27 protein-coding genes and 1 riboswitch are annotated in these 24,118 nt (G+C 63.4%); of the genes, 15 read left to right on the top strand and 12 right to left on the bottom strand.

The features are described 5' to 3' along the window. Nucleotides 1–58 precede the first annotated feature (58 nt). Together JQ609_RS29350 and JQ609_RS29345 are read right to left on the bottom strand one after the other, a co-directional pair. Nucleotides 59–685: a 6,7-dimethyl-8-ribityllumazine synthase gene (locus tag JQ609_RS29350; RefSeq protein ID WP_212276272.1), complete on the bottom strand. Its 627-nt coding sequence runs from the start codon at nt 683–685 to the stop codon at nt 59–61. Between the two features lie 74 nt (nt 686–759). Continuing rightward, nucleotides 760–908, bottom strand: a riboswitch (FMN riboswitch). A 202-nt stretch (nt 909–1,110) separates the two neighbouring features. Then, nucleotides 1,111–1,446 carry a glyoxalase superfamily protein gene (locus tag JQ609_RS29345; protein ID WP_212276271.1) on the bottom strand — a complete coding sequence of 112 codons (336 nt, stop codon included), beginning with the start codon at nt 1,444–1,446 and terminating at the stop codon, nt 1,111–1,113. Nucleotides 1,447–1,959: 513 nt separating this feature from the next. Here JQ609_RS29345 and JQ609_RS29340 point away from each other — a divergent pair. Both JQ609_RS29340 and proC read left to right on the top strand, forming a co-directional pair. Beyond that, nucleotides 1,960–2,460 (top strand): YbjN domain-containing protein, encoded by a 501-nt coding sequence (locus tag JQ609_RS29340; protein ID WP_212212934.1) that lies wholly within the window; start codon nt 1,960–1,962, stop codon nt 2,458–2,460. A gap of 202 nt (nt 2,461–2,662) precedes the next feature. Beyond that, nucleotides 2,663–3,490, top strand: a complete 828-nt coding sequence (proC, locus tag JQ609_RS29335; RefSeq protein ID WP_249128548.1) for a pyrroline-5-carboxylate reductase — start codon at nt 2,663–2,665, stop codon at nt 3,488–3,490. A 116-nt stretch (nt 3,491–3,606) separates the two neighbouring features. On the opposite strand, the gene JQ609_RS29330 is transcribed toward proC, so the two are convergent. From JQ609_RS29330 to JQ609_RS29305, 6 genes are all read right to left on the bottom strand, one after another. Further along, complete coding sequence (locus JQ609_RS29330; RefSeq protein WP_212212940.1) at nt 3,607–4,002, bottom strand: thioesterase family protein; 396 nt, start codon at nt 4,000–4,002, stop codon at nt 3,607–3,609. 161 nt (nt 4,003–4,163) lie between these two features. After that, complete coding sequence (locus JQ609_RS29325; RefSeq protein ID WP_025590867.1) at nt 4,164–4,367, bottom strand: tautomerase family protein; 204 nt, start codon at nt 4,365–4,367, stop codon at nt 4,164–4,166. 123 nt (nt 4,368–4,490) lie between these two features. Then, the gene (gene hisS, locus JQ609_RS29320) at nt 4,491–6,005 is read right to left on the bottom strand and encodes a histidine--tRNA ligase (RefSeq protein WP_212276269.1); all 1,515 of its coding nucleotides are present in this window, start codon (nt 6,003–6,005) and stop codon (nt 4,491–4,493) included. Nucleotides 6,006–6,149: 144 nt separating this feature from the next. Next, on the bottom strand, nt 6,150–6,632 hold the full coding sequence (locus JQ609_RS29315) for a DUF2314 domain-containing protein (RefSeq protein WP_312014907.1): 483 nt from the start codon (nt 6,630–6,632) through the stop codon (nt 6,150–6,152). 292 nt (nt 6,633–6,924) lie between these two features. Continuing rightward, complete coding sequence (locus JQ609_RS29310) at nt 6,925–7,815, bottom strand: branched-chain amino acid aminotransferase (RefSeq protein ID WP_212276267.1); 891 nt, start codon at nt 7,813–7,815, stop codon at nt 6,925–6,927. 131 nt (nt 7,816–7,946) lie between these two features. Then, on the bottom strand, nt 7,947–9,023 hold the full coding sequence (locus JQ609_RS29305; RefSeq protein WP_212276266.1) for a branched-chain amino acid aminotransferase: 1,077 nt from the start codon (nt 9,021–9,023) through the stop codon (nt 7,947–7,949). 343 nt (nt 9,024–9,366) lie between these two features. Here JQ609_RS29305 and JQ609_RS29300 point away from each other — a divergent pair, with 343 nt between their 5' ends. The 3 genes from JQ609_RS29300 (at nt 9,367) to JQ609_RS29290 (ending at nt 12,093) form a co-directional block, all read left to right on the top strand. After that, nucleotides 9,367–9,918, top strand: coding sequence for a MarR family winged helix-turn-helix transcriptional regulator (locus JQ609_RS29300; protein WP_212276265.1), 552 nt, complete (start codon nt 9,367–9,369; stop codon nt 9,916–9,918). A gap of 86 nt (nt 9,919–10,004) precedes the next feature. Further along, nucleotides 10,005–10,688 carry a response regulator gene (locus JQ609_RS29295; protein ID WP_212276283.1) on the top strand — a complete coding sequence of 228 codons (684 nt, stop codon included), beginning with the start codon at nt 10,005–10,007 and terminating at the stop codon, nt 10,686–10,688. Between the two features lie 19 nt (nt 10,689–10,707). Beyond that, on the top strand, nt 10,708–12,093 hold the full coding sequence (locus JQ609_RS29290; protein WP_212212954.1) for an ATP-binding protein: 1,386 nt from the start codon (nt 10,708–10,710) through the stop codon (nt 12,091–12,093). 185 nt (nt 12,094–12,278) lie between these two features. Here the strand turns inward: JQ609_RS29290 and JQ609_RS29285 are convergent, their stop codons facing one another. Then, nucleotides 12,279–12,824 (bottom strand): DUF3617 family protein, encoded by a 546-nt coding sequence (locus JQ609_RS29285; protein ID WP_212276264.1) that lies wholly within the window; start codon nt 12,822–12,824, stop codon nt 12,279–12,281. A 43-nt stretch (nt 12,825–12,867) separates the two neighbouring features. Further along, nucleotides 12,868–13,158, bottom strand: a complete 291-nt coding sequence (locus JQ609_RS29280; protein WP_212276263.1) for a hypothetical protein — start codon at nt 13,156–13,158, stop codon at nt 12,868–12,870. Between the two features lie 165 nt (nt 13,159–13,323). Between JQ609_RS29280 and JQ609_RS29275 the strand changes: the two genes are divergently transcribed. The 4 genes from JQ609_RS29275 to JQ609_RS29260 all read left to right on the top strand — a co-directional run bounded on the left by JQ609_RS29275 (nt 13,324) and on the right by JQ609_RS29260 (nt 16,158). Next, nucleotides 13,324–13,782, top strand: coding sequence for a hypothetical protein (locus tag JQ609_RS29275; RefSeq protein WP_212212963.1), 459 nt, complete (start codon nt 13,324–13,326; stop codon nt 13,780–13,782). Between the two features lie 156 nt (nt 13,783–13,938). Further along, on the top strand, nt 13,939–14,622 hold the full coding sequence (locus JQ609_RS29270) for a ribonuclease T2 family protein (RefSeq protein ID WP_212269329.1): 684 nt from the start codon (nt 13,939–13,941) through the stop codon (nt 14,620–14,622). Between the two features lie 132 nt (nt 14,623–14,754). Continuing rightward, complete coding sequence (locus JQ609_RS29265; RefSeq protein ID WP_212212970.1) at nt 14,755–15,615, top strand: 23S rRNA (adenine(2030)-N(6))-methyltransferase RlmJ; 861 nt, start codon at nt 14,755–14,757, stop codon at nt 15,613–15,615. 327 nt (nt 15,616–15,942) lie between these two features. Continuing rightward, nucleotides 15,943–16,158: a cold-shock protein gene (locus JQ609_RS29260; RefSeq protein ID WP_028350729.1), complete on the top strand. Its 216-nt coding sequence runs from the start codon at nt 15,943–15,945 to the stop codon at nt 16,156–16,158. 82 nt (nt 16,159–16,240) lie between these two features. On the opposite strand, the gene JQ609_RS29255 is transcribed toward JQ609_RS29260, so the two are convergent. Together JQ609_RS29255 and JQ609_RS29250 are read right to left on the bottom strand one after the other, a co-directional pair. Beyond that, a complete protein-coding gene (locus tag JQ609_RS29255; protein WP_212296398.1) occupies nt 16,241–17,080 on the bottom strand; it encodes a class I SAM-dependent methyltransferase in 840 nt (279 codons plus the stop codon). Between the two features lie 109 nt (nt 17,081–17,189). Beyond that, a complete protein-coding gene (locus tag JQ609_RS29250; protein WP_212212987.1) occupies nt 17,190–17,813 on the bottom strand; it encodes an outer membrane protein in 624 nt (207 codons plus the stop codon). 219 nt (nt 17,814–18,032) lie between these two features. Between JQ609_RS29250 and uvrC the strand changes: the two genes are divergently transcribed. The 6 genes from uvrC to JQ609_RS29220 all read left to right on the top strand — a co-directional run bounded on the left by uvrC (nt 18,033) and on the right by JQ609_RS29220 (nt 24,040). Then, nucleotides 18,033–20,147 carry an excinuclease ABC subunit UvrC gene (uvrC, locus tag JQ609_RS29245; RefSeq protein ID WP_212276261.1) on the top strand — a complete coding sequence of 705 codons (2,115 nt, stop codon included), beginning with the start codon at nt 18,033–18,035 and terminating at the stop codon, nt 20,145–20,147. A 114-nt stretch (nt 20,148–20,261) separates the two neighbouring features. Beyond that, the gene (gene pgsA / locus JQ609_RS29240) at nt 20,262–20,876 is read left to right on the top strand and encodes a CDP-diacylglycerol--glycerol-3-phosphate 3-phosphatidyltransferase (RefSeq protein ID WP_212212993.1); all 615 of its coding nucleotides are present in this window, start codon (nt 20,262–20,264) and stop codon (nt 20,874–20,876) included. Next, nucleotides 20,873–21,124, top strand: a complete 252-nt coding sequence (gene moaD / locus JQ609_RS29235) for a molybdopterin converting factor subunit 1 (protein WP_211998529.1) — start codon at nt 20,873–20,875, stop codon at nt 21,122–21,124. The genes pgsA and moaD overlap by 4 nt, the downstream gene beginning before the upstream one ends. 8 nt (nt 21,125–21,132) lie before the next feature. Then, nucleotides 21,133–21,594, top strand: coding sequence for a molybdenum cofactor biosynthesis protein MoaE (locus JQ609_RS29230; protein ID WP_212276260.1), 462 nt, complete (start codon nt 21,133–21,135; stop codon nt 21,592–21,594). Next, on the top strand, nt 21,594–22,577 hold the full coding sequence (gene prmB / locus JQ609_RS29225; protein WP_212276259.1) for a 50S ribosomal protein L3 N(5)-glutamine methyltransferase: 984 nt from the start codon (nt 21,594–21,596) through the stop codon (nt 22,575–22,577). The genes JQ609_RS29230 and prmB overlap by 1 nt, the downstream gene beginning before the upstream one ends. 122 nt (nt 22,578–22,699) lie before the next feature. Beyond that, complete coding sequence (locus JQ609_RS29220; RefSeq protein WP_212276258.1) at nt 22,700–24,040, top strand: aspartate aminotransferase family protein; 1,341 nt, start codon at nt 22,700–22,702, stop codon at nt 24,038–24,040. Nucleotides 24,041–24,118: the final 78 nt, after the last annotated feature.

Below are 24,118 nucleotides of genomic sequence, written 5' to 3'. Positions count from 1 at the left end.
ATCAGTTGCCGATCGAGATGATGATGGGTTTCGCGAAGAGCTCAACCCATCCTACGGTTCACCCCGTAATCCCCGCCGCGACCTGGCCGCGCAGCCGCTCCAGGCTGTGCAGGGTGTTGGCGCAGGCCTCGGCGACTTCGATGCCCTTGATGACGAAATGCTTGCGGAAGAAATCGTGGTGCACGGCGCTTTCATGGAACTGCTGCGGCGTCAGCACCGCCGAGAAGATCGGCACTTCGGTCTTCAGCTGCACGTCCATCAGCGCCTTGATCACGGTGTCGGCGACGAATTCGTGGCGGTAGATGCCGCCATCGACCACCAGCCCCGCCGCCACGATCGCGGTGTAGCGCCGCGTCTTGGCGAGCAACTGCGCATGCAGCGGTATCTCGAACGAGCCCGGCACCTCGAACAGATCGACCTGCGCGCGCGAAATATGCCGCGCCTCGATCTCTTCGAGGAAGGCGATGCGGCATTCCTCGACCACGTCGCGGTGCCAGGACGCCTGCACGAAGGCGACCCGCTGCGGCTTGACGAAACGCGGATGCACGGGCGCCGGCGGGCGCTCGGGCGTGTCGGGAACGCCGGTGCGTTCGGGAACGCTGGTGCGTTCGGGAACGCTGGCTTGCGTTTCCTGGGGCTGGGCCAGCTGGGTTTGGGCTTCAGGCTCTTGCAACATCTGATTCATGGCTTTCCTCTTTCAGGACCAGAATCAGGGCACACGGAACGACGATTGACCCACGCAAACGCGCGGGCCGCCGCAACCGTTCTCTTTCATCCGGACTTTAACCGTCGGCTTCGGAATCACACCGAATCTGCTGACCCTTCTTCGGGAGAAGAAGGCGCTCGCGGGCTTGGGCTACGTCACCCTTACCGCCGGTGGGGATTTTCACCCCGCCCTGAGAACATCGGCCGCCCGGAATGGACGACCTGACGACAAATATGACCAAAGGCCGCGGCATCGGCAAGCGCCATCAGCACCGGGAATCTGCATGATCCCCATGACGGCGGGACAGGGCAGCGGCGGGTTTCTCTTCACCTCTCCCGCTTGCGGGGGTCGAGACGAGCGAAGCTCGCTCTTAGGTCGACGCGCGAAGCGCTGCGGGTGGGGGTCTATCCACTCGATCGACGGTCCGTCGCCAGCGCGCGCTCGATCGCGCGCCGGGTTTTTTCGCGCCCGACGAAAATCGGCGCGACCATCTGCGGAAACACCACGAGGTCCCGCATCGGCACGATCGGGATGCCCGCGGTTACCGAATTTGTTGCTCCGGTCGGCATGAGCGGAGGCAGGCTCGACTCGATTCGCGCGGCGAGATGATTCCAGTCGGGCAAGCCCAACGTCCTGGCGACAAGTTCCAGGCTTTCGCTGTGGGTGAGAGAAACCGATTTGGCCTTGAGAGCCTCGCGCAACGAATGCGCCATAGCCTTGGCATCGCGAAAATCGCGCATGGGATACGTCCTCTGCATTGGCGAACAAGATGTGTCAGGCGCTTGCGTTTCTGACTCGTTCGCTCTCGCAAAGGAGGCCTCGAACGGCTCGATACGTTCACCGTACCCTCGAAGGGGCGCAAGCAGCGGGTCGTATCCACCCTGTGGAAAAATATGCGCCTCTGCGGAAGCGGCTGTCAATTCAGGTTAAGAAAAAATTAACCATTGTGGCGGGCCGGTGCTCTTCCGGTGGCCGCCGACACCAATCCACAGAATCCGATTCCGATTTGTTCTCAAATCAATAATTACGACCACGAAGAGCTGTGGACGGCCCGCGCATTGGCTGTGGACGGACTCAGGGGTCGGTTGCGCAGATTCCGCAAATCACATCACTTGAGCCGGCAAGCCTCGGGACGATCAAGAACAAGGTCAGGAACGATCAGGGGATTGCAATCGGCCGCGACGCATCAGCTCCCGCGCGCGCCGGTCCCCGTGTGCGTATCAACTCACGTGAAATGGCAAGGTCGAGACGGAATGTCCCTCCTCGAAGGCATCATCGATTCCCCGAACAACCCGCTCGCGGTTGTCGAGGACATCGCCAGCGACAACAACTGGGCGTATGAGCGTTCCGGCGAAGACGAGGTGACGATCGTCTCCAAGGGCGACTGGACCGACTATCAGCTCTCCTTTACCTGGATGGCCGAGATCGAGGCGCTGCATCTGGCCTGCGCCTTCGACATGAAGATTCCACCCGCGCGCCGGCCCGAGGTGCAGCGGCTGATATCCGCGATCAACGAGCAATTGTGGATCGGCCATTTCGACATCTGGACCCATACCGGCATGATCATGTACCGGCAGGCGCTGGTACTGCCAAACGGGCTCACCGCCTCGACCGCGCAATGCGAAGCCATGCTGGTCGGCGCCATCCACGCCTGCGAACGCTATTACCCCGCGTTCCAGTTCGTGGTCTGGGCCGGCAAGACCGCCGCGGAAGCCATGAGCGCCGCGATGTTTGATACCGAGGGCGAGGCGTAGGCGCTTTAGCCCGAACCGCCACCACATATTCGGTGTCGTCCCGGGCTTGACCCGGGACCCATACGCCGTGACGTGAATGGCTAAAGCAAACTGCTTGTGGCCTGTCCTTCGCTTCACTAGAACCGCTGGTGGTTATGGGTCCCGGCTCCTGGTGCGCAATTGCGCACCGGGCCGGGACGACAGCGAATTCGTGGTGAGCACCTTGAGCACAACCAACGCACTCAAAAACGTCCACGGCACCATCGCGCTCGCGGGCGCCGGCAAGATGGGCGGCGCGATGCTGACCGGCTGGCTGGCGCAGGGGCTCGATCCCCAGCGCGTCGTGGTGATCGAGCCGCATCCCGCCAGCGAGATCAACGCGCTGGCGGCGCAGGGCATCCGGCTGAACCCGACGCCGAAGGATGTCGGCGAGGTCGATACGCTGGTGGTGGCGGTGAAGCCGCAATCCTTCCGCGAAGCCGGTGCGGCGCTGAAGGCTTTCGTAGGATCGTCGACGCTGGTGGTCTCGATCATGGCGGGTACGACGATTGCCGTGCTCGAAGCGGTCGTGGGCGGCAGCGTGGTTCGCGCCATGCCGAACACGCCGGCCGCGATCGGCCGCGGCATCACGGTCGCGGTCGCGGCGAAGAAAGTCAGCGCGGCGCAACGCGGAATCGCGGACGCGCTGCTGCGCGCGACGGGCTCGGTCGAATGGGTCGAGCAGGAAAGCCTGATGGACGCGGTGACGGCGGTGTCCGGCTCGGGTCCGGCTTACGTGTTCCTGCTCGCCGAAGAACTCGCGCGCGCCGGCGTCGCGGCCGGCCTGCCGGAGGAACTGGCGACCAAGCTTGCGCGCGAAACCGTCGCCGGCTCCGGCGAGCTCCTGCACCGTTCGGACCTGTCGTCGGCGACCTTGCGCCAGAACGTCACCTCGCCCGGCGGCACCACCGCGGCAGCGCTCGAAGTGCTGATGGGTCCTGACGGAATGCAGAAGCTGATGACGCGCGCGGTGGCCGCGGCGACGCAGCGCTCGAAGGATCTGGCGAAATGAACTCTATTGTCATTGCCGGGCTTGACCCGGCAATCCATCCCCTTCGATCGACTCTTCCGAAGAGGGGATGGATGCGCGGGTCAAGCCCGCGCATGACGAGTTAGTGGCGAGTGCAGCTACTTCACGCCCAGCCGCTTATTAAACATCTCGACATTGACGAGGCCGCGGGCGTGGCGGCCGTCGCCGATCTTGCGCTCGCCTTCAAAGGCCTCGACCTCGAAGCGGATCACGCGGCGTTCCACCGCGACCACTTTCGCCGTGGTCCGCACGGTCGCGCCGACCAGCGAAGCGCCGAGATGGCGGATATCGACCTCGGTGCCGACCGTGATCCAGCCCGGCTGAAGATGGTCCCGGACGGCGTCGCCCGATGCCATCTCCATCTCCAGGATCATCATCGGCGTCGCATAGACCATCGGCATATCAGGCACGAAATGCCCGACCGTGCGCTCCGGCGGCACCACCAGCGTGCGTTCAGCGCTCATGCCGATTTTTATGATTTCGCGTGCGTCCATGGGGTCCTGCTAAAACAACAAGCCGTCGTCCCAGACAAGCGAAGCGCGATCCGGGACCCATAACCACCGAACGTTGTTGCTGCGGAAGGTGTCAGCCACCTTGCTCCAACCGAGAGCACAACGCGGCATGGGTCCCGGCATTCGCCGGGACGACAGGCGCCCTACTTCTTCGCGGCAGCCGCGCGTTCCACAAACGTCTTGCCGCCCTTCATCTTGTGGGCGAGCGGGGCTTCGTTGATCTGGATCACGACCGCATCGGCATCGACGCCGAGGTTCTTGACCAGCGCCTGGGTGATGTCGCGCATCATGCCGGCCTTCTGCTCGTCGGTGCGGCCGGCGGCCATGCTCACGGTAATCTCGGGCATTTTTTTCTTTCTCCCTCTTTACTTCGTCATGGCCGGGCTTGTCCCGGGCCATCCACGATCCTTTGCATCAAACAAGACGTGGATATCAGGCACAAGGCCCGGCACCACGTCTGAAATGAATGGCTAGCCCCACTTCACGTCATGGCGCGCCAAAACTTCGCGCACGGCGTCGACGAGCTTGCTGGCATCGACCTCGTATTGGGCCTCGGACTGCTTCTTCAGATACTCCTCGCGGTCCTTGATCTCGGTCAGCCCCGCCCCGAGGATGAGGTCCTTGAGCTGAACCTTGCCGTTGGCCCGCTCGTCCGAGCCCTGGATGATCGCGCAAGGGCTGTTGCGGCGGTCGGCATATTTCATCTGCTGGCCGAGGCTGTGCTTCGGGTTTCCAAGATACAGTTCCGCACGGATACCGGCGTTGCGCAGCGTCGCGACCATTTTCTGGTAATCGGCGATTTCGCCGCCGAACACGGTGACGACAACAGGCCCGACAGCGGGCCTGGTGTCGACCTCGCCGATCAGTGTCAGCGCCGCCTGCAGCCGCGAGACGCCAATGGAGAAGCCAGTTGCAGGAACGGGTTCGCCGCGAAAGCGCGAGACCAGGCCATCGTAACGGCCGCCGCCGCCGACCGAGCCGAAACGCACGGGACGGCCCTTTTCGTCCCTAGTCTCCAGCAGCAGCTCAACTTCGTAGACTGCACCGGTGTAATATTCGAGACCGCGGACGACGGAAGGATCGATCCGGATGCGATCCGATGCGTAACCGGATGCTGTGACCAGTTTGGCAATCTCTTCCAATTCGCTGACGCCAGCCTGACCCACGTCGCTCCTGGCGAGATAAACATCGGCGGCGGCAATGGCCTCTTTCCAGTCGTCGCGTTTTTGCGTGACGGCCAAAACGATGTCGGCATCCGCGGCGCTTAACCCAGCTCCGTTTGTGAAGTCACCCTTGCCTTCTTCGCCCCCATCCCATCGTCCGGGACCGAGCAGTTTGCGAACTTCGTCGGCGGAAAATTTGTCGAGCTTGTCGATAGCGCGCAGCACCGTGAGCCGGCGTCCGGCATTCTCCTCGCCGCCGAGACCGATCGCTTCCAGCGCCCCGTCGAGCACCTTGCGGTTGTTGACCTTCACCACATAGCTGCCGCGCGGAATGCCGAGCGCTTCCATGGTGTCCGCCGCCATCATGCACATCTCGGCATCGGCGGCCGGCGTCGGCGCGCCGACGGTATCGGCGTCGAACTGCATGAACTGGCGGAAGCGACCCGGACCCGGCTTCTCGTTGCGAAACACCCACCCGAAACGATAGGAACGATAGGGCTTCGGCAGTGAGTCAAAATTCTCCGCGACATAGCGCGCCAGCGGCGCGGTCAAATCGTAGCGCAGCGAGATCCACTGCTCGTCATCGTCCTGGAACGAGAACACGCCTTCGTTGGGCCGATCCTGGTCGGGCAGGAATTTGCCGAGCGCGTCGGTGAATTCCATCGCCGGGGTTTCCACCGGCTCAAAACCGTAGCGCTCATAGACTTCGCGGATCTTCTCGACCATCTGCCGTGTCGCCGAGATCGCAGCGGGACCGCGATCCTCCAGCCCGCGCGGCAGGCGCGCCTTCAGCTTCTGGGGTTTTTTGGATTTGTCTGCCATGGGCGGCGTTGCAACTTGTGTAGGGTGGGCAAAGCCGCTTCTGGCGCCGCGCTCACCGGGAAAAACAGGGTGGGCTCTTTGCTCGGCCCATCCCTCGCACTTAGCCCACCGGGCCGGTTTTGACCAGAACGTCCTGCCCGGCGTTTAAGGGGTTTCCATCCTGGCGCGCAGCGCATCGGCGTCGGCCTTCGACATCTTTTTCAGCATCGGCCGGATCGTCTCGCCGCCGACGATCTTGCCGTTCCGCAAGAACATCCAGTCCGAGATGTCGGCCTCCCTGAACTCGGCCAGGTCGCCGGCCCGCTTGCCGCGCAAATGGACGGGCGTGTTGGCGAAACTGCCCGAATAGCGGCCGTTTCCAATCTTCTTCACCTCGGCCATCCAGATATGTTCGCCGCTGTTGTTCGGATAGGGAAAACGCGCCTTGAGAGAGTGACCGGTCTCCGACGGTTTTGGCGCGTCGTAGGAAGCCCAGAATTTCGGCAGCGTGGAACGCGCCTGCGCGATCGCGGCAATGATCTCCGGGTCACCGTTGCGAAAGTCGATCACGGGGGAGCGGTCCTCGGCCCTGACACTCGTTGTAGGGGAGCCGAGAAGCGCAAGCGCCGCCGCGAAGGCAGCCGCCACGACGCATTTCGAGCATGTTGAGAGGGCTGAGCTCATTGTAACCATTTCACGCACCGCTATCCGCAAGTCCGAAGTTGGTCGCGCAAGGGGGCGAAACAGTTCACGGCGGAAGGGCACACCCAAGAGCGAGAACGCGGCCGTTCTTCCCTTCTCCCCTTGTGGGAGAAGGTGGCGCGAAGCGCCGGATGAGGGGTTCTATCCGCATCTCCGAATCTTGCCGTGAGGAGAGAACCCCTCACCCGTCAGCCTTCGGCTGCCACCCTCTCCCACAAGGGGAGAGGGGAAGAGCGTCCTACGCCGCCGCCGCCTTGCCCTTCGGCTGCACTTCGACCGCAAAATCCGCCATCAGCTGTTCCGAAATCTGGCCGGGCGTAAATTTCCACTCGGCGATCTCAGCCACCGGGGTGATTTCGGCGGCGGTGCCGGTGATGAAGCATTCCGTAAAGCCAGAGAGCTCCTCCGGCATGATGCGGCGTTCGATCACTTCGATGCCGCGGCGCTGCGCGAGATCGATTGCGGTGGCGCGGGTGATGCCGGCGAGGAAGCAGTCGGCGATCGGGGTGTGGATCTTGCCATCTTTGATGAAGAAGATGTTGGCGCCGGTGCATTCGGCGACCCGCCCCTGCCAGTCCAGCATCATGGCGTCGGCATAGCCGGCACGCTCCGCTCTGTGCTTTGAGATGGTGCAGATCATGTAGAGACCGGAGGCCTTCGCCATCGCCGGGATCGTCATCGGATCGGGCCGCCGGTATTCGGCAAGGCACATGCGGATGCCCTTCATCTTGGTGGCCGGATCGAAATAGCTCGGCCAGTCCCAGGCGGCGATCGCCAGATGAATGGTGTTCGATGACGCCGAGACGCCCATCATCTCCGAACCGCGCCACGCGATCGGGCGGAGATAGGCGTCAGGCAGATTGTTCTTGTCGATCACGAGCTGCTTGGCGGCATCGATCTCGGCCACCGAATACGGAATCTCGAAATCGAGGATGTTGGCCGAGTTCTTCAGCCGCTCGGAATGTTCGGTGCTCTTGAACACCCTGCCGCCATAGGTGCGCTCGCCCTCGAACACGCAGCTGGCGTAATGCAGGCCGTGGGTCAGCAGATGGACTGTGGCGTCGGCCCACGGCACCAGCGCGCCATCGTACCAGATCACACCATCGATCTTGTCGAAGGAAACTCCCATGGGCTTTCTCCTTTTATTGACGCAGTTCATCAATCGCGCAGGCGCACGGCTCCGCGGGGCGCGCACGCCCGTGCTCACATTCAATGAAACGCTGCTTGTCTTAAGAAGCGGCGGAATAATTCCGCCGCCGGTTAGAGAACCTTTCGGATCCACTCGTGCGGATCTTCCGCGCGGCCGTACTGGATGTCGACCAGCTTCTTGCGCATCCCCATCGCGACCGGGCCGGCAGCACCGCCGCTGATGAGGAAATCGCCGCTTGCCGAACATACCTTGCCGATCGGCGAGATCACCGCGGCCGTGCCGCAGGCGAACGCTTCTTTCAGCTTTCCGCTGGCGGCGTCGCTGCGCCACTGGTCGATCGTGTAGAGCTCCTCGCGCACGCGGGTGCCGGAGTCCTTCGCCAGCGCAATGATCGAATCGCGGGTGATACCCGGCAGGATGGTGCCGAGCGGCGGCGTCAGCAGCGAGCCGTCGTCAAACACGAAGAACACGTTCATGCCGCCCAGTTCTTCGATGTAGCGGCGTTCGACCGCATCGAGGAACACCACCTGGTCGCAGCCGTGCTCGATCGCCTCGGCCTGCGCCCGCAGGCTGGCGGCGTAATTGCCGCCGCATTTGACGGCGCCGGTGCCGCCGATCGCGGCGCGCGTGTAGTTCTCCGACACCCAGATCGACACCGGAGCAGGTCCGCCCTTGAAATAGGAGCCGACCGGCGAGGCGATGACGGCGAAGATGTATTCGGAAGAAGGCTTGACGCCGAGAAAGGTCTCGCTCGCGATCATGAAGGGCCGCAAATAGAGGCTGCCCTCGCCGCCGGGTATCCAGGCGCTGTCGATGCGGACGAGCTGCTCGACCGCTTCGATGAAGACGTCCTCAGGGATCGGCGCCATCGCCATGCGCTCGGCCGAATTCCTGAAGCGCCTCGCATTGGCGTCGGGGCGGAACAGGTTCACGCCGTTGTCGCGCTTGTAGGCCTTGAGGCCTTCGAAAATCTCCTGCGCGTAGTGCAGGACGGCGGCCGCCGGATCGAGCGGAAAATTGGCGCGGGATTCGACCCGCGCGTCATGCCAGCCCTTGGCCTGGTTGTAGCGGACGATCGCCATGTGGTCGGTGAAGACCCGGCCGAAGCCGGGGTCCACGAGCTTTGCCGCGCGGTCCTGCTCGGACGTCGGAGTAGGCGTTGGCCGGATTTCGAATTTCAAACTCATTGTCTTGCTTCCCGCCCTTGCTTCCTGCTGTCGAAACCGGTGCGTTTCCTGGTGCAGGCCTGTTTCGTCAAGCCTGCTTGCTTGATTGGTCCGAACTTCACCACCACCGGCCTTGCCGCTGGTTTCCATCGCTGGCAAGTCCCTTGAGGACACGCTTTTGCGGAATGCCGAAGTCCAGTATGTTTGTGCAAATGCCGCTCGACAATCGCACGGTAGTCCAATTCGCGGCCGTTGCCGCCATCGCTGGCTTACTCCGGCCGCCCCTTACGTTGCCAAGGCCGAAACGACTTAAAGTTTCGTCGTGGCTGGCAGTTTTGTAACATTGAACCCAAGATATGTCAACATGACTGACATAAATTTCTCAAGGCCTGCCGGTGACCCTGATTCGAGGGGGCCTGACGGCGTGTCGCCAACCCTGCGCGCGGGCGAATTGCGCTGGGATATCATCGAGCTCCTGTTCTTCGCCTATCGCGACTTCGTCGGCGATGCCGACCATGAGCTCGAGGCGTTCGGATTCGGTCGCGCCCATCACCGGGTGATGCATTTCGTCCACCGCTACCCCGGCCTCAAGGTCGCCGACCTCCTGGACGTATTGCGCATCACCAAGCAGTCGCTGGGCCGGGTGCTCAAGCAATTGCTGGACGAAGGCTATATCGTGCAGAAGACCGGCAATAACGACCGCAGGCAGCGCCTTCTTTACGCTACGGCGAAGGGCGAGGCCCTGGTGGGCAAGCTCGCCGGGCTGCAGACCGATCGCATCAACCGCGCCATGCAGGATATCGATCCTGCCGGCCAGGAAACGGTGCGGCAGTTCCTGCGCGCGATGATCGATCGCGACGACCCGGACAAGGTGCTGGAGACGATCTTCGGCAGCGGAAAGAAGCCAAGGGAGTGACTGTGGCCCAAGGAACCCCGAACGGAATTCCAAACGCAACTGCCAACCCGACCATCGCCGCAGCCTCCGTGCGGACGCCGCGGCAAATGGCCGACGACGCCCCGCATCTGCTGCTGGTCGATGACGACCGCCGTATCCGCGACTTGCTGTCGCGCTTCCTGTCCGGCGAGGGCTATCGCGTCACGACCGCGGCGAGCGCCACCGACGCCCGCGCCAAGCTGCTCGGCCTGCATTTCGATCTCCTGATCCTCGACATCATGATGCCCGGCGAAACCGGTTTCGATCTCGCCCGCTTCATCCGCACCTCCTCCTCGGTGCCGATCATCATGCTGACGGCGCGCCATGAGGCGGAAGCCCGCATCGAAGGGCTGCAGATCGGCGCCGACGATTATGTGGCCAAGCCGTTCGAGCCGCGCGAACTGGTCCTGCGGATCGGCAACATCCTCAAGCGCACCGCGACGCCACCGGTGGAGACGCTGGAGCAGATCGCGTTCGGGCCCTACGTCTATCATCTCGAACGCGGCGAGCTGCGCGAAGGCGAGGAGATCATCCACCTGACGGACCGCGAACGCGAGATGCTGCGCATCCTGAGCCTCTGCCCCGGCGAGACCGTGCCGCGCGCGGCGCTGACCGGCGGCGGCACCGTCAACGAGCGCGCCGTCGACGTGCAGATCAACCGGCTGCGCCGCAAGATCGAAAAAGATCCGGCCAATCCGTTGTTCCTGCAGGCGGTGCGCGGCATCGGCTATCGCCTGGTGGCGTCGCCGTGAGCCAAACGAACCAAGCGCGATGAGCACGCTCGACACCGGCCTCACGCTGATCCGCACCGCCGCCGGCCGGGTCTCCAAGGTCAATGGCTGGATGGGCAACGCCTTCAAGGGCTGGATGCCGACCGGCCTCTATGCCCGCGCGCTCTTGATCATGATCGTGCCGATGGTGGTGCTGCAGACCGTGGTCGCGTTCGTGTTCATGGAGCGGCACTGGAACACGGTGACGCGGCGCCTGTCGGCCGCGGTGGTGCAGGATATCGCCAGCCTGATCGACATCTACAAGTTCTTTCCGCAGGACAAGGACCGCGCGCAATTGCGCCTCGTCGGGCAGCGGCTGCAGCTGGTGGTCGATTTTCTCCCGGTCGGCGACATGCCGCCGCCAGGGCCGAAGCCGTTCTTCTCGCTGCTCGACCAGACCCTGTCGGCACAGATCGGCCGCCAGATCCGCCGCCCGTTCTGGATCGACACCGTCGGCAAATCCAACCTCGTCGAGATCCGCATTCAGCTCGACGACGCTGTCATGCGCATCTTCGCGCAAAGAAGTGCGGCCTACGCCTCCAATTCGGAGATCTTCATCTTCTGGATGCTGGGCACGTCCTCGATCCTGTTGATCGTCGCGGTGCTGTTCCTGCGCAACCAGATCAGGCCGATCCTGCGGCTCGCCGACGCCGCCGAAAGTTTCGGCAAGGGCCGCGAGGCGCCGAACTTCCGTCCCCGCGGCGCGCGGGAAGTGCGGCGCGCGGCGCAGGCGTTCCTGGAGATGAAGGCGCGCATCGAGCGCTCGATCGAGCAACGCACCGCGATGCTCGCCGGCGTCAGCCACGATCTGCGCACCATCCTGACCCGCTTCAAGCTCGAGCTCGCGCTGATCGGCGACATTCCCGAGGTCGACGGCATGCGCAAGGACGTCGACGAAATGTCCGCGATGCTCGAGGCCTATCTCGCCTTTGCCCGCGGCGACAGCGGCGAGGTCGCGCAGCCGACCGACATGTCGATGGCGCTGGAGGAATTGCGCAGCGATGCCGAGCGCCACGGCCATACCGCCACGGTGGCTTTCCACGGCCTGCCGGTGGTGACCGTAAAACCGGCCTCGTTCAAGCGCTGTCTTGCCAACCTCGTCTCCAACGCCGCGCGGCACGCCAATGCGATTTCGATCACCGGCCATCGCGACCACCGCTATCTGACGGTCACGATCGACGACGACGGACCGGGCATTCCGGCCAACATGCGCGAGGAAGTGTTCAAGCCGTTCCTGCGGCTCGACGACGCCCGCAACCAGGACGAAGGCGGCACCGGCCTTGGGCTGGCGATCGCCCGCGACATCGCCCGTTCGCATGGCGGCGACATCACGCTCGGCGACAGTCCGATGGGGGGATTAAGGGCGGCGGTCAGGGTGCCGGTGTAGGGCACTTCTCCCGCACCACTTCTTGGATCGCTATCTCGTCATGGCCGGGCATAGCCGTCTGAAGGACGGCGTCGCTTCCGCTCGCCTGTGCCCGGCCATCCACGTCTTGGCGGCAAAGGAAGTCGTGGATGCCCGGGACAGGCCCGGGCATGACGGCATTGGTTAGGCGGGGAGATTCAAGCGAATTACTTCGGAGCCTGCTTCGGCAACAAACCCTTCAGCTTTTCCATGTCCTTGAGGTTTATCTTCATGCCGCCCGGCATGATGATGTCGCCGGGCTTTTGATCGGCCTTGCAGGCCCCTAACCACTTCGCCTCGATCGTGGCCGTGGAATCACGCGGCACGCCGGCCGGAGCGCCGGTGCTGTTCGAAGTCGACTTCACGGTGTAGGCGGAGTTGAAGTCGCCGGTGATCTCGGCACGCGATTTGACCGACATGCCGCCGAAGCCGCAGACGGAATCGGTGACGTAGCCGGTCGCGGTCTTCTGGATATCGTTTTTCGAGCAGGCGTCCTTGGTCATCGGCGAGAACGAGGTGCTCATATCCTTGTCGGTGGTCGCGTCGGTGCACTGCTGCATCGTCATCTCGGGCACCGGCGAGCCGGTCTGCACCACCTTCATTTCCCCCAGGCCGGCCTTGCGCACCGGCAGCTCGACGGCGCTGGCATGGCTCGCAGGCCACACCGCGAGCAGGCCAAACGCCAAACAAACGGAATCAAGCTGTCGCGCCATGCTCGCGCTCCCCTTATTCGTGGTTCAGGCGCTCAGGTCCCGCTCAGTAGAGCGTGCGCAGCGGCCGGGCGTCGGTCCCATAGGGCACCCAGCGGCAGGCAAAGGAGACGTATCCGCCCTCATAGGGCTGCACCGCCAGGAATTTCACCACCTTGCCGTAACCGGCGCAGTGATCGACCGCGAGCTGGCGCGCATCCGCCTGTCTCGCCAGCGAATAGGCGATAATGCCGCCGGTATCATTGCCCTTGAACGGCGGCACCCAGTCGGCCTGCGCCGGCGCAGCCGCCAGCAACCCGCATATCGCAACCAGGCACGCGGCCCCAATTCTCTGCATCGCCGACTCCATTTCGCTGGGGCCACCATAGAGTGCGCCGGCGGCCATGAAAAGAATGGGTTACGGCCAAACCCCGACTTGCCTGCAAGGTGTTGCCGCGCTGCACTTGACCTCGTCCGGGCTTCACGGCACGGTCCTGACGGTTGGATGACCGGCGGAATTTCCATGCGCACCCTCTTCACATCGTTGAAAACCCTCGGCTTGGCCGCGGCACTCGCCGTCCTGGCATTCGGCCAGTCGGCGCAGGCCGCCAATCCGCTGGAATTGAATTTCTGGCTGTCCGGTCCCCGCTATGACGGACGCGTTGCGCCGTGCGAATCGGCGCTGCCGACCATCATTTCGCAGTTCCGGGAGAAGGAAAGCACCTTCTGGAATTCGCCCCTGACCATCACCGCCTATGGCCGGATCCACGAAACCACGTTCCGGCCCTGGCAATCCGACAACATTCCGCGCCGCTATTGCACCGGCGACGTGATGCTGAGCGACGGCAAGGTGCGCAACGTGCACTATTCGATCCTCGAGGATGGCGGCTTTGCCGGCTTCGGCCAGGGTGTCGAATGGTGCGTCACCGGGCTGGACCGCAACTGGGCCTATAACCCCGGCTGCAAGGCCGCACGGCCTTAAGCTTACCCTAAGTTTCCTGCCTGAGTTTTTCGATCGCGGTGGCCGGCGCCACCCGATTCGCACCTAGCGCCATTTTTGTTCTTGAAATGTTCCGGTTCCCTGCTAGGCTCGGGTGATCGAGTACCGTCATGCTTTTGCGAGTTAAGGGAGCGTTTGATGTTTCCATCGGTCATTGTTTCGCGGCTGCTGATTTCCCTGGCACTTGTTTTGGTCACCGCGGGCCACGCCGCCGCGCAGGACCGCCGGCAGAACGCCCCTGGCGAGTTCGATTTCTACGTGCTGGCCCTGTCATGGTCGCCCTCCTTCTGCGAGGCCGCCTCCGAACGCGGCAATAGCGGCCGTTCTGCGCAGATCCAGTGCGAGCGCCCGTTTTCCTTCGTGGTTCACGGCCTGTGGCCGCAATACGAGCGCGGTTTTCCCGAATATTGCCAGCGGCCGTCGCCCCGTCTCGACCGCAACGTCATGTCGTCGATGCTCGACCTGATGCCGGCGCCCGGGCTGATCTTCAACGAATGGGACAAGCACGGCACCTGTTCCGGCCTTGGCGCGCGGGCCTATTTCGAGAACATCCGCAAAGCCCGCGCCGCGGTAAAGATCCCCGAGGAATTCCTGCAATTGTCGGAATCGAAGACGATCGCCCCCGAGGCGCTCGAGGCAGCCTTCATCAAGGTCAATCCCGGCCTGAGCAGCTCGGCGATTTCGGTCGTCTGCAGCAGCCGGCGGCTCAGCGAAGTCAGGGTCTGCATGAGCAAGGACCTGCAATTCCGCTCCTGCGAGGAAATCGACCGCCGCGCCTGCCGCCGCGACGAGGTCGTGATGCCGCCGGTGCGCGGGAGTTAGAGGTCCCTCTACCGTCATTGCGAGCGCAGCGAAGCAATCCATGGTCCGGCAAGAGGAAGAATGGATTGCTTCGTCGCTTCGCTCCTCGCAATGACGGTTACTTTCCTCGCCGCGATGTCGTAACCCCTTATCATGAACTACCGACACGCCTTTCATGCCGGCGGCTTTGCCGATGTCATCAAGCACATCGTGCTGGTGCGGATGCTGACCTATCTGCAGGAAAAGCCCGCCGCCTTTCGCGTCATCGACACCCATGCCGGCGCCGGGCGCTACGATCTGTCCGGCGATGAGGCCAGCCGCAGCGGCGAATGGCTGACCGGCATCGCACGGGTGATGCAGGCACGGTTCTCGGAAAATGCGTTGCCGCTGGTGGCGCCCTATCTCGACATCGTCAGGGCCTTCAACGCGCAAGCCGAGCTGAAAGCCTATCCCGGATCGCCCTTGATCGCGCGTGCGCTGCTGCGGCCGCAGGACCGCCTCACCGCGTGCGAGATCGAGCCGAAAGCCCACAAGCAATTGATCGATGCGCTGCGCCGCGACACCCAGGCCCGGGTGGTCGATCTCGACGGCTGGACGGCGTTGCCGGCCTTCGTGCCGCCGAACGAGCGGCGCGGCCTGGTGCTGATCGACCCGTCGTTCGAGCAAAAGGACGAGTTCGACAAGCTCGCCGACGGCTTTGCGGAGGCCTATGCGAAATGGCCGACCGGCAGCTATCTGTTGTGGTATCCGGTCAAGAGCCGGCGCATCACCGACGGCCTGGCGCGACATGTCGCCGCCGTGGCTGAGACCGGCAAGCCGGCCGGGAAATGTCTGCGGCTCGAATTCAGCGTCGCACCGCAGCAAGCCGGCGGTCCCCTCACTTCAACCGGGCTTCTGATCGTCAACCCGCCGTGGACGCTGGCGGGCGAGCTGAAGACCATTTTACCCGAACTGGAAAAGCCGCTCGGCCAGGGCGGCGCCGGCCGGTTCAGGCTTGAGACGCCCAAACCTTGAAGGCTCGTCTTGAACGCAATCCTTGAAAGCAAGCCTTGAAAGCAAGCCTTTCGAGGTAAGCCTTCAAGGCAGGGCATTGGGCCGAAAAGTGCGATTGAGCCATAGTCAATTTGCGCGGAACCGTATTATGCTCGGCCGTTATGACTGGCTTTACGTTCCGCTTCCGCGAATGGTTGCGGCGGAGTGATCAAGGCCTAAAAAAAATCCAGACTGATCGGTGCGTGACCCGATCAGTTCAGGTGGCCAAGCTTCCGGCAGCGAATGTCCGGTCGGCCGATACGCGAATTGCGCGTAGCGGCACAGCAATGCGGGGGAGGAGTTTTCCCGATGGCCATGACTGGTACAGTCAAGTTCTTCAATGGAGAACGCGGCTACGGCTTCATCAAGCCAGATGACGGCGGCCGCGACGTGTTCGTTCACATCACTGCCGTTGAGCGGGCCGGATTGAAGGATTTGACTGAAGGACAGCGCATTACATTCGAGGTTGAACCGGACAAGAAGGGCAAGGGCCCCAAGGCGGTCAACCTGGTGATTTCATCGTAGGCTGACGCGCGAGCTGAAGCTTCTCGGTGAAAGCGGACTGAAGTTTTGCCTGCACCAAATCCCGCTGAGCGCGAGGCGCGGCTCAGAACGTGGACGCGTGCATGATGTGGCCGCCGAGCGCCGGTGCGTTGCGTTCGCTCTCGGGGAAGAACCGCGCCGCGATCCTGTCAGGGCCGACATCATCGACATGCCGGAAGCCGGCCGCGCTCATGCGGGCGCAAAGCGATGCGGTATCAAAATAGCTCTGAAGGCTTTCGCCAACCGCGGCCACCCGCTCGGCAAGCGCTTGATGCGCCGCGCGGCCGGCCGGTGCGACCGAGCTTGCGGGATTGACATAGTCGAACACCACTTCAGCGCCGCCTTCGAGCTGCGCGATATAGCCGAGCGTCGAGAACATTGCCGTCTCGGTCAGATAGGGCACCACGCCGAGCCAGCTGAAGAAGCTGCGTTTGGCGGCGACAAAGCCTGCGGCGTCCAGCGCTTCGGCCAATGTCTGCCGTTCGAAATCGATCCCGACATAAGTCAGCGTGTCCGGCACGGCGATTGTCGCAGCGGCCAGCATGTCGCGCTTGCGTGCTTGCGTGGCGGGAAAATCGACCTCGAAAATCCGCAGGCCACCCGCGAGCGGCGTCCGGTAGGCCAGCGTATCGAGCCCTGCGCCGAGCACCACGAGCTGCGTCGCACCATTTTTCACCGCTTCCGTCAGCGCTTCTTCCGAGATGCGCGAGCGCGCGGCGATGAACCAGCGCAGCCGTGGCCCGGACGTGTGGGCCCGGGCATGGTCGAGCGAGACCTGGATATCGTCGCCGAGAATGCGTAACGCCAGCGGATCCCGAAGGATCGATGCGTTATCCAGCACCTGATGCGCCGCGCGCAAGCGGGCGGCGCCCAACGCGGTCAGACTTGGCTGCCCCGGCTGCATCGACGAGTTTTAGGCGTGCCGCCGCGCACTGTCCACGAGACAAAAAAATCCCGGCGGCTTGGCGCCGCCGGGAGGCTGCAACAGACGGTTTCTTTGCGTTTTCTTGATCTCAGAACCGATAGTTCACGCCGGCGCGGATCAGCCCGAAGCTGTAGCCGTTTGATGCTCCGGTGATGACAAAATTGGTGTTGGCGAGGTCGACATAGAGATATTCGACCTTGGCGCTCCAGTTCGGCGCAAAGCCCATTTCAGCGCCGACGCCCGCGGTCCAGCCCGCCGTGGTGTGGGATTCCGACAGGCCGAACGTGGTGGCGCGCAGTTCGCCGAAGGCGAGACCGCCAGTGCCGTAGAACATCACGTTGTTGAAGGCGTAGCCGACCCGGCCACGCAGCGTGCCGAACCAGGGGTTGGAGAACTTCCACGGCGCGAAAGTGTCCGCCGCGCCGCTCGCGTTGATATCGCCCTCGAGGCCGAACACCCACGGTCCGTTCTGAAAGTTGTAGCCGGCCTGCACGCCGCCTGCGAAGCCCGACGGCTTGGTCGGATTGTTGGCGACCGAACCCCAGGCATAGCCGAGATTGCCGCCGAGATAGGGACCGGCCCAGCTATAGGCGTTGAGCGGCTGATTGACCGTATAGGGCGCGCGCGATCCGTAATTCACATCGGCCGCCTGCGCCGACATCGTCCAGGCTGCGGCGACTACCGCCAGCGCTCGCAAAACAAAGCTGCCCATCACTCAACTCCACTACGCAACAGCCGCACCCTTCCGGCCGAGGCCGGCTTGGTTACGGAATTCCACTTTTTTCCTGTAAGATTTATCGAGAGTTTTAAGTTAAAGGGTTGTTAAGCCCTCTTACCGCCCGATCATCAGTCTTAAGAATGTGTTACCCGGCATGGCCTCGGTCCCGCCGGCACGCTGGCGATGCCGGCCAGCAGCGCTTAATTTAGGCCCATGGATCACGATTCTACCGACCATCCGAAAGCTCCGGGCAAGCCGCGGCGGGGTTCCCAGCCGGATTTGCTTTCAAAGGACCCTGCAAAGGACCCCGCGCAGGAGCTTGGCTCCGCCGATCTCGATCCGGCGACGTCCGCGGCCGAGGAGGAGGATGAGGCCCGCCTGCCGGAACCCGCGGAGGAGACCGCCGAGGACGCCATGGAGACCGTGGCCGAGGGCCCGCTCGCGGTCGGCCACGCCGCGATCGAAAATGCCGTGCGCCTGGCGCCGACCTCGCCCGGTGTCTACCGCATGCTCAACACCGGCCACGACGTGCTCTACGTCGGCAAGGCGAAGAACGTCCGCAAGCGGCTTGCCTCCTACGCCCGCGTCAACGCGCCGCTGCCGGCGCGGATCCTGCGCATGATTGCGGCCACCGTTGCGGTCGAGATCGTCTCGACCACGACGGAGACCGAGGCGCTGTTGCTCGAAGCCAATCTGATCAAGCAGCTGCGGCCGCGCTTCAACGTGCAGCTGCGCGACGACAAGTCATTTCCCTATATCCTGATCACCGGCGACCACTGGGCGCCGCAGATCCTCAAACATCGCGGCGCGCAGTCGCGGCCGGGACGGTATTTCGGGCCGTTCGCCAACGCCGGCGCAGTCAACCGCACCATCACGGCACTGCAGCGCGCGTTTTTGATCCGCTCCTGCACCGACGGCTTCTTCGAGAGCCGCACCCGGCCCTGCCTGCTCTATCAAATCCGCCGCTGCTCCGGACCCTGCACCCGCGAGATCGATTTCCCCGGCTATACCGAACTGGTGCGTGAGGCCAACGACTTCCTGTCCGGCCGTAGCCATCTGGTCAAAAAAGAACTGGCCGGCGAGATGGAGAAGGCGTCCGCCGAACTCGAATTCGAGACTGCCGCACTCTACCGCGACCGCCTCGCCGCACTGTCGGCGATCCAGTCGCAGCAGGGCATCAATCCGCGCACCGTGGAAGAGGCCGACGTGTTCGCCATCCACCAGGAGGGCGGCTATTCCTGCGTCGAGGTGTTCTTCTTCCGCACCGGCCAGAACTGGGGCAACCGCGCCTATTTCCCGCGCGCGGAGAAATCCTTCACGCCGGAGGAAGTGCTGGCCTCGTTCCTGGCGCAATTCTACGACGACAAGCCGCCGCCGAAACTGATCCTGCTGTCGCACGAGATCGAGGAAAGCGCTCTGCTGGCGGATGCCCTCGCCGTCAAGGCCGGCTACAAGGTGGAAGTCTCGACGCCGAAGCGCGGCGAGAAAAAGGAATTGATCGCGCACGCGCTGACCAACGCCCGCGAGGCGCTCGGCCGCAAGCTGAGCGATACCGCGACCCAGGGCCGCCTGCTGCAGGGCATGGTCACGACGCTCGGGCTGCCGCATGCGCCCAAGCGCATCGAGGTCTACGACAACAGCCACATCCAGGGCACCAATGCGGTCGGCGCGATGATCGTGGCGGGACCCGACGGATTTATCAAAAACCAGTACCGCAAGTTCAACATCAAGTCGGAAGGCCTGACGCCGGGCGACGATTACGCGATGATGCGCGAGGTGCTGGAGCGTCGCTTCAAGCGGCTGTTGAAACCGCCGGAAGACGATACCGCCAAAGCAAAGGCCGCGATCAAGGCCGACGACGATTCGTTTCCGCAATGGCCGGATCTGGTCATTATCGACGGCGGCCGCGGCCAGCTCAACGCGGCGAGGGAGATCTTCCAGACGCTGGGACTAACGCAAGTCACGCTGCTGGCGGTGGCCAAGGGGCCGGACCGCGACGCCGGCCGGGAAACCCTGTTCATGCCGGACCGCGAGGCGATCAAGCTCGAACCGCGCGACCCCGTGCTGTATTTCATCCAGCGGCTGCGCGACGAGGCACATCGTTTCGTGATCGGATCGCACCGCAAACTGCGCAAAAAGGACATCCGCGAAGCGGGTTTGCAGGAGATTCCGGGCATCGGCCCGTCACGCAAACGTGCCTTGCTGCATCACTTTGGAACGCTGAAGGAAATCGAGCGGGCCTCGATCACCGACCTTGGCAAGGTTCCAGGGGTCAGCGCCGAAAGCGCCCGCAAGATTTTCGAGTTTTTCCATGCGCAACCGGGTTAAAGGGAGCCGATTCACATGACGTTCACCTGGACGTTTCATTTGGCCGTCGCCTGCGACAGATCATCTGGGGCCTGCACGGTTGACCTTCACGCCTGAGCGGTATTGGTAAGACGGATGAACATCGCGACCACCAAGGGCCAGTCCAAGAGCCTGTCCCTCCCGAATATCCTGACCTATGCCCGCATCGCCGCCATCCCGGTGGTGGTCGGCTGCGTTTATGCCCAATCCATCATGGACGGCCCGCTGTGGCTGCGCTGGGTGGCGCTGGCGCTCTTTATCGCCGCCGCCGTGACCGACGTTCTCGATGGCTATTATGCACGGATGTGGGACCAGCAATCCGCCTTCGGCCGCATGCTCGACCCGATCGCCGATAAATTGCTGGTCGCGTCCTGCCTGTTGATGCTGGCCGCCGACAACAGCATCCATGGCTGGACGCTGTGGGCCGCCATCGTGATCCTGTGCCGCGAAATCCTGGTCTCGGGCTTGCGGGAGTATCTCGCGGCGCTCCGGGTCAGCGTCCCCGTGACCAAGCTCGCGAAATGGAAGACCACCGTGCAGTTGGTCGCGATCGGCTTTCTGATCGCCGGCGAAGCGGGTGAACAGATTTTCCCCCCGACCACCATGATCGGGATCGCCCTGCTGTGGACATCGGCGATTGTCACGATCTACACCGGCTGGGACTATTTCCGCGCCGGCATCCACCACCTCATCAAGGAGGATGAGGGATGAAGGTCAAATATTTCGCCTGGGTGCGCGAACGGATCGGCATTTCGGAAGAAATGGTCGAGCCGCCGGCCGCCGTGCGTACGGTGGACGATTTGATCGGCTGGCTCTCCCAGCGCGGCGAGACCTATGCCTACGCGTTCGAGAAGCCGAAGGTGATCCGCGCCGCGATCGACCATACCCATGTCAAGCCCGATGCGATGATATCAGGCGCCCGCGAGATCGCGTTCTTTCCGCCGATGACCGGCGGTTGATCTCTACAATGACCGCGACCATCCGCATCCAGCAAGCCGATTTCGACATTGCGCAGGAGATTGCGGCGCTGACCAAGGGCCGCAACGATGTCGGCGCGGTCGTGACCTTCAGCGGCATCTGCCGCGGCAGCGAGAATGGCGAACCGATCGCGGCACTGACGCTCGAGCACTATCCCGGCATGGCGGAGGCCGAAATCAAGCGGCACACCGACGAAGCGATGTCACGCTGGCCGTTGACCGGCCTCACCGTGGTGCATCGCGTCGGGCGCATCGCGCCGGGCGAGAACATCGTGCTGGTGCTGGCGGCGTCGGCGCACCGCCAGGCGGCGTTTCAGGCGGCGGAGTTCCTGATGGATTATCTGAAGGCCAATGCGCCGTTCTGGAAGCGCGAGGAAAGCGCGAAAGGAACCAGCTGGATCGAGGCGCGCGGCCATGACGACGACGCCGCGGCGCGCTGGACCAAACCCTGATGGCCAAACAGAGCAAGGCGCCCGTCAAACGCGGTCTGCCGAAATACACCAAGCCGAGATTTCCAAAAGTCCGCGCCGGCGAATTACTGACGCTCCTGGATTTCGTTCGCTTTGCGGCAAGCCGCTTCATCGAAGCCGACCTGGTATTCGCGCACGGCACCACCGATCCGGTCGCCGAGGCCGCGTTCCTGGTCTGCGAATCGCTGCACCTTCACCCCGACCAGTTCGAGGCATTTGCCACCGCCCGGGTCACGGCGGCCGAAGGCAAGGCGATCCTCGCCCTGATCGAGCGCCGCGTCACCACGCGGACACCGACCGCCTACCTCGTCAACAAGATCTACATGCGCGGCCTGCCGTTCTATGTCGACGAGCGCACCATCGTGCCACGCTCTTTCATCGGCGAACTGCTCGACTCGCATTTTGGCCAGGAAAACGAAGGTGACGACGTGACCGGCGGTTCGCTGATCTCGGACCCGACGGCGGTGGAAAATGTGCTCGACCTCTGCACCGGCTCGGGCTGCCTTGCCATCCTGGCGAGCCGGAGTTTCCCCAACGCCGAAATCGACGCGGTGGATATTTCCAAGGATGCGCTCGATGTCGCCGCGCACAATGTTGCCGATTACGGGCTGCAAGATCGCCTGACGCTGCACCGCGGCGACCTGTTCAAGCCGCTGGGCGACAAGCGCTACGACCTCATCATTTCAAACCCGCCCTATGTCGATGCGCAAGGCATGGCCGCCCTGCCGCGCGAATGCCGCGCCGAACCGAAACTCGCCTTCGACGGCGGCGCTGACGGGCTCGACATCGTCAGGCGGATCCTCGACGAGGCCAAACAGCATCTGACGCCGGATGGCGGGCTGCTCTGCGAGATCGGCCGCTGCCGGCCCGCGCTTGAAGCGGCCTATCCGCAACTACCGCTGATGTGGCTCGACACCGAGGATTCGGAAGCCGAAGTATTTTATATCACGGCCGACGATCTGTAGCGCGTTTTGGCGCTTGAACCGCCGGATTGCGCGGAAATATCACGCACCATTGGCGTTCCCGACGCAGCGCGAAACTGGTAGTTTGGCGGTAATTCCACGCCGCAATACCAGAGAGGCCTGCCATGCTGGACAAGAGCCCCACCAAGGTCAATGTTCCGAACGACCTCGCCGCGCACTGGATGCCGTTCACCGCAAACCGCGCCTTCAAGAAGAACCCGCGGCTGCTCGCCGGCGCCAAGGACATGCATTACTTCACCGTCGACGGCCGCAAGATCATCGACGGTGCTGCCGGCATGTGGTGCTGCAATGCCGGCCACGGCCGCAGCCAGATTTCAGAGGCGATCGGCAAGCAGGCCGCCGACCTCGATTACGCGCCGCCGTTCCAGTTCGGCATCCCACAGGCCTTTGAACTCGCCAGCCGCCTCGCCGATCTGGCGCCTGCCGGCCTCGACCATGTGTTCTTCTGCAACTCCGGCTCGGAAGCGGCCGACACCGCGCTCAAGATTGCGCTGGCCTATCACCAGATCAGCGGCCAGGGCGGCCGCAACAGGCTGATCGGCCGCGAGCGCGGCTATCACGGCGTCGGCTTCGGCGGCACGTCCGTCGGCGGCATTGTCGGCAACCGCAAGATCTACGGCTCCTTGCTGACCGGTGTCGATCATATTTCCCATACCTACGACCGCGAGAAGCAGGCCTTCAGCAAGGGCGAGCCGGAATATGGCGCGCATTTCGCCGACGATGTGGAGCGGCTGGTCAATCTGCACGGCGCCAACACGATTGCCGCCGTCATGGTCGAGCCGATGGCGGGATCGACCGGGGTGCTGCCGGCGCCGAAGGGCTATCTCAAGCGCTTGCGCGAGATCACCCAGAAGCACGGCATCCTCCTGATCTTCGACGAGGTCATCACCGGCTTTGGCCGGCTCGGCTTTGCCTTTGCCGCCGAACGCTATGGCGTGGTGCCTGACATGCTGACCTTCGCCAAGGGCGTCACCAATGGTGCGGCGCCGATGGGTGGCGTGCTGGTGCGCGACACCATCCACGACGCCTTCATGAGCGGCCCGGAACATGCCGTGGAACTGACCCATGGCTACACCTATTCGGCCCATCCGCTGGCTTGCGCCACGGCGCTTGCCACGCTCGACATCTACCGCGACGAAAAACTGTTCGAGCGGGCGGGCAAGCTCGAACCGAAGTTCGCCGAAGCGGTCATGTCGCTGCGGAAGGAACCCGGCGTGGTGGATATCCGCACCGTCGGCCTCACTGCCGGCATCGACCTCGCGCCGCGTCCGGATCTGCCCGGCAAGCGCGGCTTTGACGGGCTCAACAGCGCCTTCCACGACAACGATTTGATGATACGGGTCGCCGGCGATACTTTGGTGCTGACCCCGCCCTTGATCATCAGCGAGGACCAGATCGGCGAAGTCATCGACAAGGTCGCCAAGGTGATCCGCGCGACGGCGTAAGGGGCCTACTCTCGTGTCCCGGCCTTGAGCCGGGACCCATCTCTCCACATCTAATCTGCAACACGGGTCCCGGCTCAA

The sequence above is a fragment of the Bradyrhizobium sp. AUGA SZCCT0169 genome, from assembly GCF_018130085.1.
Classification (GTDB): Bacteria; Pseudomonadota; Alphaproteobacteria; order Rhizobiales; family Xanthobacteraceae; genus Bradyrhizobium.
The sequence above is the reverse complement of the archived record's forward strand: the minus strand, read 5'-3'. Positions and strand labels throughout refer to the sequence as shown.